General features: G+C 47.7%; 12 protein-coding genes. 5 read left to right on the forward strand and 7 right to left on the reverse strand.

The window, feature by feature from the left end; genetic code table 11:
• Positions 1-12: 12 nt before the first annotated feature.
• A complete protein-coding gene (locus Q369_RS0107535; protein WP_031527191.1) occupies positions 13-978 on the forward strand; it encodes a hypothetical protein in 966 nt (321 codons plus the stop codon).
• Positions 979-1,024: 46 nt separating this feature from the next.
• The gene (locus Q369_RS0107540) at positions 1,025-1,837 is read left to right on the forward strand and encodes a DUF5672 family protein (protein WP_031527192.1); all 813 of its coding nucleotides are present in this window, start codon (positions 1,025-1,027) and stop codon (positions 1,835-1,837) included.
• A 1-nt stretch (position 1,838) separates the two neighbouring features.
• Here Q369_RS0107540 and Q369_RS0107545 read toward each other — a convergent pair whose 3' ends face one another.
• Positions 1,839-2,729 (reverse strand): glycosyltransferase, encoded by an 891-nt coding sequence (locus Q369_RS0107545; RefSeq protein WP_051663960.1) that lies wholly within the window; start codon positions 2,727-2,729, stop codon positions 1,839-1,841.
• A gap of 108 nt (positions 2,730-2,837) precedes the next feature.
• Between Q369_RS0107545 and Q369_RS0107550 the strand changes: the two genes are divergently transcribed.
• From Q369_RS0107550 to Q369_RS0107560, 3 genes are all read left to right on the forward strand, one after another.
• A complete protein-coding gene (locus Q369_RS0107550; protein ID WP_031527194.1) occupies positions 2,838-4,793 on the forward strand; it encodes a sialate O-acetylesterase in 1,956 nt (651 codons plus the stop codon).
• Between the two features lie 154 nt (positions 4,794-4,947).
• On the forward strand, positions 4,948-7,077 hold the full coding sequence (locus tag Q369_RS0107555; RefSeq protein WP_031527195.1) for an outer membrane protein assembly factor BamB family protein: 2,130 nt from the start codon (positions 4,948-4,950) through the stop codon (positions 7,075-7,077).
• Positions 7,078-7,240: 163 nt separating this feature from the next.
• Positions 7,241-7,882, forward strand: coding sequence for a hypothetical protein (locus Q369_RS0107560; protein ID WP_157488096.1), 642 nt, complete (start codon positions 7,241-7,243; stop codon positions 7,880-7,882).
• A 5-nt stretch (positions 7,883-7,887) separates the two neighbouring features.
• Here Q369_RS0107560 and Q369_RS0107565 read toward each other — a convergent pair whose 3' ends face one another.
• From Q369_RS0107565 to Q369_RS0107590, 6 genes are all read right to left on the reverse strand, one after another.
• The gene (locus tag Q369_RS0107565; protein WP_031527197.1) at positions 7,888-8,820 is read right to left on the reverse strand and encodes an aldo/keto reductase; all 933 of its coding nucleotides are present in this window, start codon (positions 8,818-8,820) and stop codon (positions 7,888-7,890) included.
• A gap of 126 nt (positions 8,821-8,946) precedes the next feature.
• Complete coding sequence (locus Q369_RS0107570) at positions 8,947-9,372, reverse strand: hypothetical protein (RefSeq protein WP_031527198.1); 426 nt, start codon at positions 9,370-9,372, stop codon at positions 8,947-8,949.
• Between the two features lie 105 nt (positions 9,373-9,477).
• Complete coding sequence (locus tag Q369_RS0107575; protein ID WP_031527199.1) at positions 9,478-9,840, reverse strand: hypothetical protein; 363 nt, start codon at positions 9,838-9,840, stop codon at positions 9,478-9,480.
• Between the two features lie 168 nt (positions 9,841-10,008).
• Positions 10,009-10,350, reverse strand: a complete 342-nt coding sequence (locus Q369_RS0107580) for a hypothetical protein (protein WP_031527200.1) — start codon at positions 10,348-10,350, stop codon at positions 10,009-10,011.
• A gap of 235 nt (positions 10,351-10,585) precedes the next feature.
• The gene (locus Q369_RS0107585; RefSeq protein ID WP_031527201.1) at positions 10,586-12,466 is read right to left on the reverse strand and encodes a RagB/SusD family nutrient uptake outer membrane protein; all 1,881 of its coding nucleotides are present in this window, start codon (positions 12,464-12,466) and stop codon (positions 10,586-10,588) included.
• A 9-nt stretch (positions 12,467-12,475) separates the two neighbouring features.
• Positions 12,476-15,691 (reverse strand): SusC/RagA family TonB-linked outer membrane protein, encoded by a 3,216-nt coding sequence (locus tag Q369_RS0107590; protein ID WP_084165669.1) that lies wholly within the window; start codon positions 15,689-15,691, stop codon positions 12,476-12,478.
• Positions 15,692-15,967: the final 276 nt, after the last annotated feature.

The raw sequence follows: 15,967 nt of genomic DNA on the forward strand, positions 1-15,967 counted from the left end.
TAGTAACCAATTATGTTTAAAAAGAGAAATCTGGTTTCCCGGCTTTGGCTGAAACATACGGACAAAATCCGCTATAAACAGTATAAGTGGGAGTTGCGGAACCAGAAGCAACTGGCTTTTTCCAACTTCATAACAGACTCAGAAAAACTGACAAGCCCGGCGAAGATCATCAATTTCGCAAAACAAAACGGGAAGATCCGGCTTAGCCACAGCGGCAATGCCGGTGACGTAATATATGCATTGCCGACGATCGAGGCAATTCGCAAACTGACTGGTGCACGCATTGAACTGTACCTCCGCCTTGGCCAGCCGCTGATACTTTCGGGCTACAACACGCACCCGCTGGGCAATGTAATGCTGAATGAAAAGATGGCCGAAATGCTGATCAAACTACTCCGGCCGCAGCGATACATTGATCACGTGGAAATTCATACTGATCAAACAATTGACATAGATCTTGACTATTTCCGCGCTGGCGGAATCCCTCTTGACAAAGGAAATATCGCGCGCTGGTGCAGCTATCTGACCGGCGTCAATCCTGTGCTTTGGAAACCCTGGCTGGAAGTGGAACCGGATCGGAGTTACGAGAACATCATCGTGATGGCACGTAGCGAACGTTACCGGAACTACACAATCAACTACAAATTCATGAACCAGTACCCCGATATTGTTTTTATCGGTGTGGAATCTGAATACAAGGATATTAAGAAGACGATACCAAACATCCGCTGGGTGCAGGTGGATGATTTTATGCAAATGGCGCGGATTATCGCTGGTTGCAAGTTTTTTATAGGTAACCAGTCTTTCCCCTACTCCATTGCCGAAGGTCTGAAAGTGCCTCGCATTCTGGAAACATCATTTGAAGTAATCAATGTAGTGCCTGAGGGAAATGACGGATTCGATTTCTTTTTCCAGGAACATCTCGAATCGCTTGTAAGTACGCTCAATAATCAAAAGCAGCAGGAAAAAACTATTTAGGTACAACTTTTCAAAAGTACCTGATCAATCAACGTTCGTTATATAAATGGATAGCCCCGGAAACGTGGCAGTGGTGGTACCCCTTTACAAAACCACCCTGACCCACTATGAAGAAATTTCATTGCAGCAATGCGCGCGCGTGCTCGGCAACTATCCCATTATCGCTGTAAAACCGGAGAACCTGGAAATCAGTACACTGCCCGAAATGGCAGCTTTCAGTAAAGTGATCAGCTTCGACCCTGCCTATTTTTCGGGAATTGAAGGCTACAACCAGCTCATGCTCAGTCAGGAATTTTATGCAAAATTTATCAACTACGAATTCATTCTCATTCACCAGCTTGACGCATTTGTTTTCCAGGACGAACTAACCAGGTGGTGCAAAAGCGGGTACGACTACATTGGGGCCCCCTGGCCCAAGCGCCTGGAAGAACCCGATTTCATTAAAGCATTCAAAACAAAAGCAATTACCTTTTACCACCAGTGGCGCAACATTCAGGAAGACGGATTACCGCACCCACGCCAGTTTGATAACCAGGTAGGAAATGGCGGCTTTTCACTGCGCAGGGTACGCAAATTCCATCGTATTGCGGGAGAAATGCGGGACAAGATTGAAGAATACCATCGACGGACCGAGCACCAGTTTCACGAAGATGTATTCTGGAGTATCGAAACAAACCGCGGAATTCCCAAGCTGCGCATTCCGGAGTACAAAAAAGCTTATCAGTTTTCCATTGAAAACAACCCTGAGCGCGGCGTGCGCTTTAATAAAGGCAAGCTTCCGTTTGGCTGCCACTCCTGGGACCATAATCTCGATTTCTGGAAGCCTTATATTGAAGCATGCGGCTACACTTTGGACTAAGTCAACCACGCTTTTTCCATACCCGCCAAAGGTCGACATACAACTTATACCATTTGCCCCCGGCAAAAATCCGCGACTTACGCGACTTCCAGAGTATTTCGGCAAGACGCCCGTAAGAACTACCCTGATCCAGTTGCCTGTTATGAAAAGCTTTGAATGCTTTTCGCTCATTGCGGAGTAAATGCGCCTCATTGAGCTCATCCGTATTCACAGGCAGAATTGCACTCCATTTTTCGTGTACTTTTAAAATCGCATCTTCCCAATCCTTTGAAAAAGCGCCTTCGGAAAAGTGCCGCAGCAGGATCTCGTAGGTCACAGCCACTTCATATTTAGTACCTGTTGCAAGTGAAAAGTCGATATCGTAAGCATGAAAGCCCGTCAGCAGCTTCTCGTCGAATGGATGTTGTTCAGCAATGGATTTCCTGGTACACATCCAGCAACCGTCAATACTTGCGACCTTTGATAACTTTTCATTCCGCGGATTCCGGTAATCCAGAAACTCCTCCTTTCCGGAATACTTGAATCCCTGCATCAGGCAGCAATAAAACGCTCCATTCAATTCGAGATCTGCATTGTACCAGCTGGAAGGTACGACAGACTTATACCCGCCACCTGCCACGCCAAGTAAACCCAAGCCTGCATTGTTCCTGAAGATATCCACCAGTTTCTGCCCCCAGTTCACAGTTATCATCTCAATATCTTCATGCATGAAGCAAATGATATCATAGCTTGCCTGCCGGGCGCCCATGTTGTAAATCTCGCAGATACCTTTTTTCAGTACATTATTATCAAAGTCAAGAAGCTCAAAAGGTACCCCGATGGTAATTTCTATACTTTGCTTTACCCGGGAAAGATCCCGCGGATTGGCGGAACATATTACGATTGAAATCATGGAATACTGGCCTGGCTAATAGTTTTGGAAGTGAGGCCAAAATTAATGCTTTAAGTAGATCACCCCCAACGCATGTTTTATAAACTAATTCCAATTCAATAGATCCAGATGAAACGTTTGCTCTTCTTAGTACTCCTTTTTACCTCTCAGGCCGCTTTTTGTCAACTGAAACTCGCCCGCTTGTTCTCCGACCATGTTGTACTGCAACGCCAGAAACCCATTCCGGTTTGGGGCTGGTCGAAGCCCGGTGAAAAGGTCAAAGTAACCCTCGCGGGTCAAAGTTTGGAAGGTAAAGCCGATAATTCAGGTAAGTGGCAGGTGAGCTTCAAACCAATCGAGGCAGGTGGCCCGCATACAATGCAGGTAACGGGTAAGTCTGGCAATGTGGTTGTGAATGATATACTGATCGGTGAAGTCTGGCTTTGTTCGGGACAGTCTAATATGGAATGGCCGGTTAGTGCAGCCAAGAATTATGAAGCAGAAAAAAAAGATGCTGAATACCCCCAGATCCGTCACTTTCGCGTAGATCACCAGGTTTCAATGCAACCGGAAAAAGATTTGAATGCGGGCGAATGGAAAATTGCGACTTCCGAGGCAGTAGGCGCGTTTTCTGCTATCGGGTTTTTCTTTGCTCGTGAAATCAATCAAAAACTCAACATACCTGTCGGCATTCTGCATTCATCCTGGGGCGGCTCCCAGATCGAAGGCTGGATCAGCAAAGAAGCGATGCTCGAAGATGAGGAGCTGAAAAACTACGTCGCAACAATGCCGAAGACCTGGGAAGAAGCCGACGTAGTAATGGACGCAAAGCTGCGGAAACAGCTTTTTAAAAGCGCCTCCGTTTCGCCTTCGGCAGAGGATGAAAAAAGATACACTTCCGGAAACGCGGATTTCAGTTACTGGCAAAAAGTAGCAGATCCGGTTGGACAATGGGACTGGAAAGGTTCGCAGGGATTTCGTGGACAGGGCTATATGGCAAAAGAAGTGGACGTAACCGCCAACGTGACAGCACAGCCAACTACCCTTTCGCTACCTGAAAACGACAGTCCCAACCAGATCTATATTAATGGAAAGCTGGTGTACGAAGGCGCGATGAAAGGAACCAGAAAGATCAGTATTCCCGCGAATACATGGAAAGCAGGGAAAAACCAGCTTGTGATCAAAATGGGCAACATGGTCGGACAATCGTGGTTTGGGCCAGGCTTCATGGGCTCGGCCAATGACCTTTATCTGGAAGAAAGCGCAGGTAAGATAAGCATTTCCAAAGATTGGTACCTGATGCCGGCATTCTCAGAAAAACACGAATACGCGCACTTGGTGAACAATGTGGGAACAACCATTTATAACGCGATGATCGTGCCGTTGATCCCATTTGCGATCCGCGGTACATTATGGTATCAGGGCGAAACAAACGCCTCCCGCGCATATCAGTATAGAAAATCATTTCCGTTGATGATCAATGACTGGCGCAAACGCTGGAAAGATGATTTTTCCTTTTACTGGGTACAACTATCCAGCTTTGGAAGTGAAAATAACAGCAATCAGGGCAGTTCCTGGGCCGAATTGCGCGAGGCGCAGAATATGACATTGAGCCTGCTAAAAACAGGAATGGCTGTGTCTACTGACGTCGGAAACCCGAACGATATTCACCCCACAAACAAACAGGACGTTGCGCACCGCCTCGCGACCAATGCATTGAAGCTCGATTATGGACAGAACATTCCTTATGCTTCTCCCATTTTCGACAAGGCTGTTTTCAGTGATAAAAACGCGGAGGTAACTTTCAAGAATGCCGCAAATGGTTTGATGACGCGCGATAAATACGGGTATGTAAAAGGATTTGAAATTGCCGGTGAAGACAAGGTGTTCCATTTCGCTCAGGCAGTGATCGAGGGTGATAAAGTAATTGTTTTAAACCCTACCAACACTAAGCCTGTTTCAGTTAGATACGCATGGTCCGACGCGCCGGAAGATGCTAACCTGTACAGCAAAGACGGTTTTCCGGTCAGCGCATTCAGAAGCGACGATTGGACAGGAAAGACAGAGGGGGTTAGTTTTGAATGAATGACTGAATGACTGAATGAGTGAATGAGTGAATGAGTGAATGAGTGAGTGAATGAATGAGCCGCCGTGGAACGGCCGCCAATGAATGAGAGAATCTGATGTGGAGCGGAAGTGAACAATAAATGACCAAATGACTTAATGACCCAATGACAAAATGATAAAATCAATTCCCAAGAAATTTCTGTTGGTCGCTGTTCTGTCGTTATCAGTTTTTATCAGTTCCCGCTCTCTTTTTGTTGAAGCTCCCGCAGATGATAAGGAATGGCCGGAATACCTCGGCGGACCAGACCGCAACCATTACTCTTCGCTTACTCAGATCAACCCGGGTAATGTGAAACAATTGCAGGTAGCCTGGACCTATTCCATGCCGGACTCTGGTCAGACACAGGTCAATCCCATTGTTATAGATGGCGTTTTGTACGGCGTAACTGCCACGGTGCAGGCATTTGCATTGGACGCTTTTACCGGCAAACAGCTTTGGATTTTTGGTGATAAATCAAAAAACGGTTCCAATACAAGCCGCGGACTAACCTATTGGAGTGATGGAGAAGACAAGCGGATTCTGCATGCGATGGGTGAATTCCTGTACGCACTCGACGCGAAAACCGGAAAACCGATCAAAACCTTCGGCGATAACGGTCGCATTGACCTGCACACGGGGCTTCCCGAGGTGGCGTTGAAAAAGTACATGGTTTCAAATACGCCCGGGACAATTTTCGAAGATCTGATCATTATGCCGTTGCGCCTTTCTGAGGAATCCGATGCGGCACCGGGCGATTTGCGCGCATTCAATGTGCGTACAGGCAAGCTCGTCTGGACTTTTCATACAATCCCCTATCCAGGTGAATTCGGTTACGAAACTTTCCCGCCGGACGCTTACAAAAACACCTATACCGGCGCGGCAAATAATTGGGCTGGTACCGCAATCGATCGAAAACGCGGGATATTATATGTACCCACCGGTTCCGCAGGTTATGATTTTTATGGAGGAAAACGGAAAGGAGCTAACCTCTTTTCCAACTGTCTGCTCGCATTGGATGCACGGACCGGAAAGAGAATCTGGCATTACCAAACCATGCATCATGATATATGGGACAGAGATTTGCCTGCTCCGCCGAACTTAATTACGATCACGAAAAATGGTCAGAAGATCGATGCGGTAGCCCAGGTAAGTAAACAAGGGTACATTTTCCTCTTCGACCGGGTTACTGGCAAGCCCATTTACCCGATCCGCGAAGTCACTGCGCCGCAAACTGCGTTGCCGGGTGAACATCCCTGGCCCACCCAGCCGGTACCAACCAGGCCGGCTGCGTTTGCAAGACAAGCCTACGCGCTGACAGAGAACGACATCAGTCAATATGCACCGGACCGGGATTCACTGAAAATGAAATTCAAAACCTACAAAAAAGCATTGTTTGCGGCGCCAAGTAAGGAAGGTACCGTGATCCTCCCCGGATTCGACGGTGGCGCCGAATGGGGCGGCGCGGCGGCTGATCCTGATAAGGGTATTTTATATGTAAACAGCAATGAAATGGCGTGGATCCTGACCATGAAGGACACACCAAAAGAGTCGGAACTATCGGCATTGAGCCCAGGTGAGAAAACCTACACGACCTACTGCGCCACCTGCCACGGTGCACAGCGGAAAGGCAATGCGAAAAGCGGGTATCCCTCGCTTGTTGATATTGGTACGCGCCGAGACCGGGCATTTGTCAGCCAGCTAGTTACATCAGGAAAAGGAATGATGTCCGGCTTCCCGATGCTCACTGCCGGTGAAAAGCAGGCATTAATTTCGTTCCTTTTTGGCGAGGAAAAGGTAGAAGCTGTGTCACAAACACCTGCTTCGAAAAAGACATTTCTCCCCTATCAGAGTACCGGCTACAACAAATTTCTCGACGCAAACGGGCTGCCTGCTATCTCGCCACCCTGGGGTACTTTGAATGCAATCGATTTGAATACAGGTAAATACCTCTGGAAGATCCCATTTGGCGAAGTGGAATCTTTAAAGGCCAAAGGAGCGCCTGTTACCGGCACTGAGAATTACGGTGGCCCGGTCGTAACTGCCAGCGGACTCCTGTTTATTGCGGCTACCAAGGATGGAAAGTTCAGGGTATTTGATAAAAACAATGGAAAGCTGCTGTGGGAAACAATGCTTCCCGCTGCCGGATTTGCCACTCCCGCTACTTACGAGGTAAATGGAAAGCAGTTCGTCGTAATAGCCTGCGGAGGCACCAAACTGGGCACGAGAAAAGGAAACCAATATGTTGCTTTTGCATTGCCCTGATTTTTCAATGCAATCATTAGCCAGGCCCTGCGTAGCTTTCAGGTTAGTTATGAAACTGGGCACAAGCTTCACGCTTACAAGCTGATTTGAACCACCAGATCATTTCATTGCCGCGCTACGAGAACAAAAGGCGATGTTTGGATTTAACAAACAACAACTCGAAATGGCTATGTTCAATGACAATAAGGCGGTGGATGCAACTGGTAATGAGCTGAACTTTCTTTACGAAATGCTTTTCTGTGATGAGCTTTCCCTTTTTGAAGAAGTATTAGAAGATACCAAAGTTTACCCGTGGCAAGTGCTTTTCGACCCGGCAGCTACTCCGGCCGAGCTCTACGAACTCATTGATCTCGCCAGCAATGAGACGCGCATCAAGCTGCTTGCCTACCAAAGATTACAGCAGGCCAATCAGCCGATTTTGAAACAGGAACTGCTGGGCGTGATCATCGAAGTAGGCTTGCAGGACGGCCTGGATGTACTGGCAGCTTACCAGGACGGAACAGCCCGGTACCTGCACCACTCCGGAAAAGTGATCATGTGGGAGTCTGCTAATGAGCAATCACAGGTACTTATTGATACTTTATTTGAAGAAAGCGAAAAGGTAGTCCGGCAAATCGGTGTGTGGCCGCGCGGGCGGCTCAATCCTCCAAAAAAGGGGAATGCAAGGATTTCTTTCCTGGTATCAAACGGGCTTTATTTCGGCGAGGCAGATTGCGACGTGCTTTTCAGCGACGAGCTGGCCGGCCCGGCGCTGCTTGCTGCCACTGCATTGCTCAATTATCTTACTTCCAAAGTACAAGCGTAGCTGCATTACAGCGTTTCAAGATACTTCACCATCATTCTTCTCGTATTTGCATCAGGTAACTTGCCCGTTGCTGCACCAAGATTATCAACCAGGTGCTTCACGTCGGACGTACCCGGGATGACGCAGGTAACTGCCTGATGGCTGATCATGTATTTGAGAAAAAACTGAGCCCAAGTTTTGATATCATAATCGGCTGCCCAGCCCGGCAGCTGCTTACCTTTGGTAGCCCTGAATAATGCCCCCTGTTCAAAAGGTTCATTGATCAAAACAGCCACTCCATTATCTTTCGCCGCATCAAGCAGGCTCTTCTCCGCATTGCGGGAACGGATTGAATAGTTAAATTGAACAAAGTCCACCGATTTCGATTTAACGATCTGTTCAAGCCGGGAATGCGCCGAATCCGTGTAATGCGTGATCCCGATGTACCTTGTTTTCCCCTGCGCTTTCCAGTCTTTCAGTGTTTTCAAATGCGTTTCCCAGTCAAGCAGGTTATGTATCTGGATCAGGTCCAGCTTCGTGCGCTTCATTTTCTTCAATGAGGCATTCATCTGATCAATGCCCTCCTGCCGGCCGCTTGTCCATACTTTCGTAGCAAAGAAGAATTGCTCATTCAGCTTCAACTCAGCCGACAGGTCACCAATTACCTGCTCGGCCCGTCCGTACATCGGCGAGGCGTCCACTACCTTTCCGCCCAGCTCGTTCATTTTTTTTAAAACATCTTTCAATGGATTGCGCTCATCGGCGGAGCTACCCACATCAAACTGCTGCCAGGAACCCAGCCCCACTACCGGAAGCTTCTCTCCCGACGAAGGAATTGTACGTTGCATTAACATAGCTGGTGCTTTAAAGGCATTGCCGGGAACGGGATCGAGAAGCAGAGTTGTACCGAGAGCTCCTATTCCCTTTAATACTTCCCTTCTTGAAAATCTGGGGTCCATTGCATTAAATCATATTGTGACAGCTCAATTTACACAACAATCGATAGCGCCCCAACACTTTATAAAATAGAAAAGGAGCCAGATCGAGCTAACTCCTTTTACAAACCTTACACCAAATTTTACTTTTTACTTCTTTTCAATGGAAACATTTACCTTATAGTCTTCCAATTTAGGAGACTGGCTGGTCTCAGGATAAGGAAGTACCTCATTGACACTCAGTACATAATTTTGACCGCTGAGCGTAAATGTTTGAAAGTCGGTCCGCTTGTCTCCTTTAAAAGCTACACTCACGTCGGTAGCGTTCTTTCCATCGGAAACATTGAACTTCACATTTGCGCTACCCATTTGAATGCAGACTACGTTCTTTGGACAGCGACTGTCGGTTACCTCCCGGAGATCTACTTTCAGGTCCTCGCCTGTCGTAGGAACGGTGGTTAACTGACGGTAAGGTACAATGGTAGCTTCTGCTTTTTCCTGCGGAGCGGCCATTTCATTTTTTGTGCATGCCAGTGTAGAAGCACAGATCAATGCGATAAGAATTGTTTTTTTCATGGTATGTTAATTAAAGACAATCAAAAGAACCATGTGCGCAAAAAATGGTTGTAAGCGATGCCCGTAAATTTGCCGGATCAGATCTGTTTGGCGAGAAAAAAGTTGCTAAACTTCGAATGGAAGCTCGTATTCTCTCGAAATCGGCTTGGAGCTTCTGGTTTTGACGGTAACACGCGCTTTTAGCGGACTGCCGAGCAACAGGTGGTATTTAATGTATTCATCGTCGCTTTTCGCCCACGATTTATCCTCGATATAGTATTCAGTAGCGCCTGTTTTTCCGGCCAGGTAAGCCCAGCGTTCAGCTGTGTTTGGCTCAAAAGTGATAAACTGCCCCATAGTTACGATCTGGATTCCCGGCAGCCCTGCATTCCCCAACTCAGTCCCCGACTCGACTACTACATTAATGCTTGTATTATCTTCTAAATCCTTCACCGACCACTGGTCGATCATCGTTTTTGTATTCGCCATTGTTCCTGTTTTAAGTTTCTGATACTCAAAGTAGGGGTTCTGAAAACCTTTGCGCTTTCAAATGACGGAGCGGTAGCGTTCATTTATTTTCAGGCAAGATTGAAAGTTTAGGCATCAAAAAAGCCGGAAACGAGTTCCGGCTTGCATTAATTGCTTAGTCTGAAAATATTATCCGGCATTGTTACCATTCTTATCTAGTTTCACGCGGGCATTCTCCTTGCCCTTAGCCACCTGCAATTCGTAGTATTGCGAGCTATTGTCTTCCGTTACCAGGAAAGCTTTTTTAACTGTCCATCCGGCAAAGTCATCGCTCTGAATGGTTTTCTTCACTCCCTCGGGAAGATCTTCCGGTTTCACAGCAACTTTTTCTTCCTTATTCTCTTTCTTAACGGTCGACTGTTTTTGCGCTGCTACCTCCTGCTGTGTGGCTTCCTGCTGGCCTGTTTGCGCCTGGGCAGAAGCGAAAGAGATGAGCGTCAGGGCAAGTGCCGATACTATTAGCTTTTTCATGATCGTATGTTTTTTAGACAATTGATACTAATCTTCGTGCATCCGCACTTCTGCTGCACCTGACAACATCATTGTGCCAAAACTCATAACATATTCTTGTTCAGTATTTTATTGATAAGCCAAAAGCTAAGCTGGTGTTTAGCCCCGCCACATTTTGTAACTTTTTTCACCGAAAACAAGAAACCCGCGCCGGAAATGCCGACGCGGGTTTCTGATTCAATAACATCCCACTTAATTATTTGTCGTAGCCTGGATTTTGCACCAGCTTCGCGTTACGGTTAATCTCGTCACGGCTGAATGGGCGGAAGTACATTTTGTCCAGCCAGGTTCTGTTTTCGTGCGATTTCTCCTCCACCGGAGTGTAAGTGTAATCGTAAACAGTCGGATCGTAGTGGTAAGGCTCTCTCATGCTCTTGCCAGGCTTGAACTTGCCGAGCACCGTAATGTACTGCAAAGGCCGACCCAGGGTTTCCTTTGCAATCATCCAGCGACGTGCATCGTGGTAACGCTGCTCTTCGTAAGCCATTTCAATGCGCTTTTCGTGACGGTAAGCATCTCTCAATGCAGTTCCCGACGCCTTGATCGCCGGCATACCTGCCCGGTAGCGGATTCTGTTCAGCCAGGTTAAAGCTTCGGCTTCCTGTCCCAGTTCAATGCTCGCTTCGATGTAGTTGAAAACCACCTCGGTCACGCGGATAAATGGCCACGGGATATTCTGACGGTCTGTGTTATCATACAACGATGGATTCGGATCGATGAATTTACGCATGTAGTATCCGGTGCGGCTACCATTCCAGTCTTCGATAGAGCTGCTTCGCGTATCAAGTCCCTTGCGGTTAAACAATGCACCTTTTTCATCCAAAAGGTCGTAAGAACCTGTCTGTACCTGGTTCGCAGGATCATTCGCGTCGGACGGACGTGGTTTCCAAGGAGCTCCATCGTACAACACGGTCGCGTACAAACGGGGGTCGCGGTTCGCATAAGGCATTGCCTTGTGCGTTGGATTAGTCCAGGAGAAGTTGGTACCGTCCATCATCTGATAGTCGTCAACCAGCAAGCCGATTGGCGTATTACCAGCCCAGTTGTGGTATCCGTTAGGGCCATTGTTCAAGCCCATCTGCCGTGCTCCTTCGTTAAGGCTTGGTGAAAAATACCGTCCGAATATGATCTCACTGGCGCCAGACGCATCAACTGACTTGTCAAGGCTACCACCGCCCATTGCAATTGAAACATAGTTCTGCTTGCCTTGTTCAGCAGTTACAGGAGCTGTCAAATTCAGTTTATACCCTCCTGAGCTCGCGTCCAATGCAGCTTTTGCAGCTGCCTGTGCCGCCTGCCATCTTGCCTTGCGGTCGCCGGAAACATACCCCAGAAACTCAGGGTTCGGATAAGCAGCTAGCACCGAAGATTTCGCTTTCGCAGTGGTCATATCGTGCAAATCACTTGCAGCATAAAGCAGTACGCGGGATTTCAGTGCCAATGCGGCTACTTCTGTTGCGCGACCTTTTACCTCTGCTTTGCCTTTCAGCAACATTGCCGCGCTATCGCAATTCATCACGATAAACTTAACGCATTCCTCGTACGTGTTGCGGGGCACCGAATAGTCTTCGTTCAGGCTGTAAACCTTTGTAATCAGAGGTACAGAACCGTAGTAGCGAAGCAGCTGCTGATAGTAGTAAGCGCGAAGAAAGTAGGATTCTCCCATTAACCTGGCTTTCAGCGTCTCATCGGTAAATGTAGCTGTCGGCAGGTTTGCAAGCGCGAGGTTGGTTGCGCGAATACGGGTATACATAGGTCCCCAGCCGTAAGTATCGTCAACCCAACCCAGGTTGGACGGGCTGAGGCTACCTTCGTTTACGGTGTTGATGTTTCTTCCGGTATGGGTAAAAACAGCTTCGTCAGTCAGGGAGGCCAGCATTTGTTCGCTGAACCCGCCTTGCTGCAATCCCTGGTAGATACCAGTTACAAATCCTTCAGCCAAAGCCCCTTCTTTCCATACTTCCTCTGCAGGGATCTCAGTCGGAGGGGTTACGTCCAAAAATTCAGTGTCGCAGGAAACAAGCCCGGTTGTGGCAAGTGCTGCTAGAAATATCCAATTTTTATAACTCGATTTCATGATTATTCATTAAAATGTTACACGTACACCAGCATTCAGCACGCGGGACTGAGGATAGTACTGACCGTTTGAAGAAGTCGCCTCAGGATCCCAGATCTTGATCTTGTCAATGGTGAACAGGTTAAGTCCGTTTACGTAAAGTCTCAAATTGCTCAAACCGGCTTTCTTGCCAATCTCCGAAGGCAGGTTGTAGCCCACCTCGATGTTTTTAAGACGCAGGTAGTTGTTGCTTCTCAGGAAGTAAGTATTCGCTCCGGCATTATCGAAGTTGGTATAATACGTGTTGTTCCTGTTGGCAAGCCTTGGCTCTGTTGAGCTTGGGTTATCGATCGTCCAGCGGTTATCGTAAGCGTATTTCAGGTAGTTTCCAATGTCGCCTGATTCAGTCTGGCCGATATACTGCAAGCCGCCGAGCGTACCCTGGAAGAGGATAGACAGGTCGAACGCCTTGTAACCCAGGTTGATGTTCATACCACCTGTGAATTGAGGGCGGTTTGTTTTTTCTGACCGGAGTTTGTCATCAGCAGTAATTCTTCCATCGCCATTGATATCCTTGAACTTCATATCTCCCGGACGAATTGAACCGGTGATACCACTGTAGTCCAATGGATTCGCATCGATCTCAGCCTGGTCGCGGAACACACCGTCGTACTGGTAAGCAAGGAAAGAGTTGTAAGGCTTTCCGGTTGTTTGCTGGTAAGTCGGAGCACCCGGCGTTTCATCCCAGTACTTGATTTTGTTTTTGGCATAACCACCATTCACACCTACTGAGTAAGTGAAATCGCCAGCATTGCCATCGTAGCTCACTTTGAATTCCCATCCTTTGTTTTGCAGCTTACCCAGGTTTTGAGGAGGAAGCTTGCCGTCGATACCGGCAGAAGAAGGTGTTGAACCTGCTTTCGGGATCAGGATATTTGAACGGTTGTTTACAAAGTAATCAAATTCAAATGCAACGCGGTCGCGGAACAAGGTACCTTCGATACCGAAGTTGGAGTTGTTCGCCACCTCCCAGGTGAAGTTCTGGTTAGCTACACGTGTTTCCAGCAAGGTTTTTGCCACCTGGTCATTGATAATGTAAGAACCAAATGCCATTGTAGACAAGTACTGGTACTCAGCCAGCGTCTCGGTACCGATCAGGTAAGGCTCAGCACCCATTTGTCCCCATGAACCACGGATTTTCACGTTGTTCATGAAACGTACATTGTTTTTCCAGAAATCTTCCTCTGAAATTCTCCAACCGGCAGATACCCCGGGGAAGAAACCAAAGCGGCCTTCTTTCGGGAATACATAAGAACCATCCACACGCCACAGGAACTCTGCAAGGTACTTTTCTTTGTAGTTGTAACCGGCGCGACCGAAGTAGCTCAAACGGGCACGTCTGAACAAATCGAAATTGTCGATATTCTGCTCTGGGTTCCCACCCGCGAAAAGCTGATCAACAACAGGTGAGATGAAGTACCTGCGGAAAGCAAAGAAACCGTCAGCATCCACTTTTTCACGCTGGATACCCGCCATTACATTGAAATTGTGATCATTGATCGTTTTCTCGTAGGATACCTGGCCGGTAAGCTGGATAGAAAGCTCCTGAGATGCATTCTCGGTCAAACGCGGATCGCTGAAAGTAGAACGTACAGTTCCTGTCAGGAATGGCGTGGTTCCGTCAGCCTCAAAGGTTTTTTTATCCCAGTAGTAAAGTGTCCAGGGTTTCTGGAAAGACTTCTGGCGGCGCAATTGCTTATCCAATGCAGCCATGGCCGTCACTTTCAAGCCTTCCACACCGGGGATAAGGATCTCCAATGTTCCGTTAGTCTGGATATAGTCACGTTTGTCGTGGTTGTATCCGGTTGTATTTGTTGTGATCACCGCAGGGTTCTGGCCATTTTCGATATCAGGACCAGGGCGGCCGTCCGGCCAGATAGCGATCTCCGTCGGTTTACCGCGCATCAGCATACGGAAGATATCGCCCGCACCACCACCGTTCGGAAAGCGGCGGAATTCTTCACGCAATGCAAGCCCCAGGTTGGCACTTACATACTTGTTGATCTTCGTATCGAGGTTCACACGCATATCATATTGCTTGTAACCCGTTGCCGAATTCACGTAGTTACCTTCCTGATTGATGTAACCCAAAGAAGCCAGGTACTTGATATTGTCGCTACCTCCTGTCAATTGCAGGTTGTGGCGCTGCTGCGGAGACCATTTACGGATCACCGCATCATACCAGTCGGTGTTTGGGTGGATCAGAGGATCTGAACCGTCCCTGAAACGCTGGATGTCAGCAGGCGTGTACACTGCGCTGAGCACGTTTCCATTGTCGGTACGTGTGTACTGGCCATTGGCATTAAAGCCCTGCAATGCACCTGACCACTGTCCTACCGGGAGATTGTCATAAATCTGCAGCTCGTTACGGATAGTAGCATATTGTTCAGCATTTGACATTTCAGGCGTACGGGTCGGCTGGGCGATACCCATGTTCAGGTCGTATGCCAGCTGAGGCTTGCCTGATTTACCTCTTTTTGTTGTAATCAAAATAACACCGTTACCTGCACGTGAACCGTAAATAGCCGCAGCTGCATCTTTCAAAACGGAGATACTTTCGATGTCAGCCGGGTTCAAACGATCGAGACCGCCACTACGGTTAGGGACACCATCTACAACGATCAGTGCATTGCTGTTACCCAGTGAGTTGGTACCACGGATACGAATGGCAGATCCATCGTAACCAGGCTCACCACTCGCCTGAACAGTAGAAACGCCGGGTAAACGGCCCCCCAAGGTATTGGAGAGGTTAGTTGCCGGCGCTTTTTGCAGTTCTGCTCCTTTTACCGCTGTAACAGAGCCCGTTAGAGTAGCTTTTTTGGCAGTACCATAACCCACCACAACCACTTCGTCCAAAGCTTTGGTATCTACAAGCATTTTCACGTCCAGGCTGGTTTTGTTGGCGAGCGGTATTTCCTGTGTAATGTAACCAATAAATGAAAAGACCAGCGTCGCGGTCCCAGGTGCATTTACCATGTAATTACCTTCCAGATCAGTGACGGTACCCACCGAAGTTCCTTTCACAACCACACTCACTCCTGGCAAACCTTGTCCTTGCTCATCGTTAACTTTCCCCTTGACTGCAGCATCCTGCGCGAATGCAGCGGCACTGACCAGCACAGTCAGCACAAGAGAATAAAAGTACCGTGTTAGGTTCCGGTCCCTTCTTCTTTTAGAAATTCTCATAGATCGAACGTATAAATTAGTAGATAGTGAAAAAAAATTGGTTAAACATTAAAAAATCTTGCGTCGCGCTATCGTCACCTCCTTTGCTCTGTGTGTCTAAATCACACAATTAATAATTCAACTTTAAGTTACAAATGTCCTATTTGGATTAAAACGTAATTATATCGGGAATTATTTGCTCAGAACTTAGAGCAGAGAAAAATAAGGCTGTCGGCCATTACCTGTATAAAGCTATCTCTTCTACGGATTGTACAATATGTCACCAGCAGTACAAAA

The sequence above is a fragment of the Dyadobacter crusticola DSM 16708 genome (genome assembly GCF_000701505.1).
Classification (GTDB): domain Bacteria; phylum Bacteroidota; class Bacteroidia; order Cytophagales; family Spirosomataceae; genus Dyadobacter; species Dyadobacter crusticola.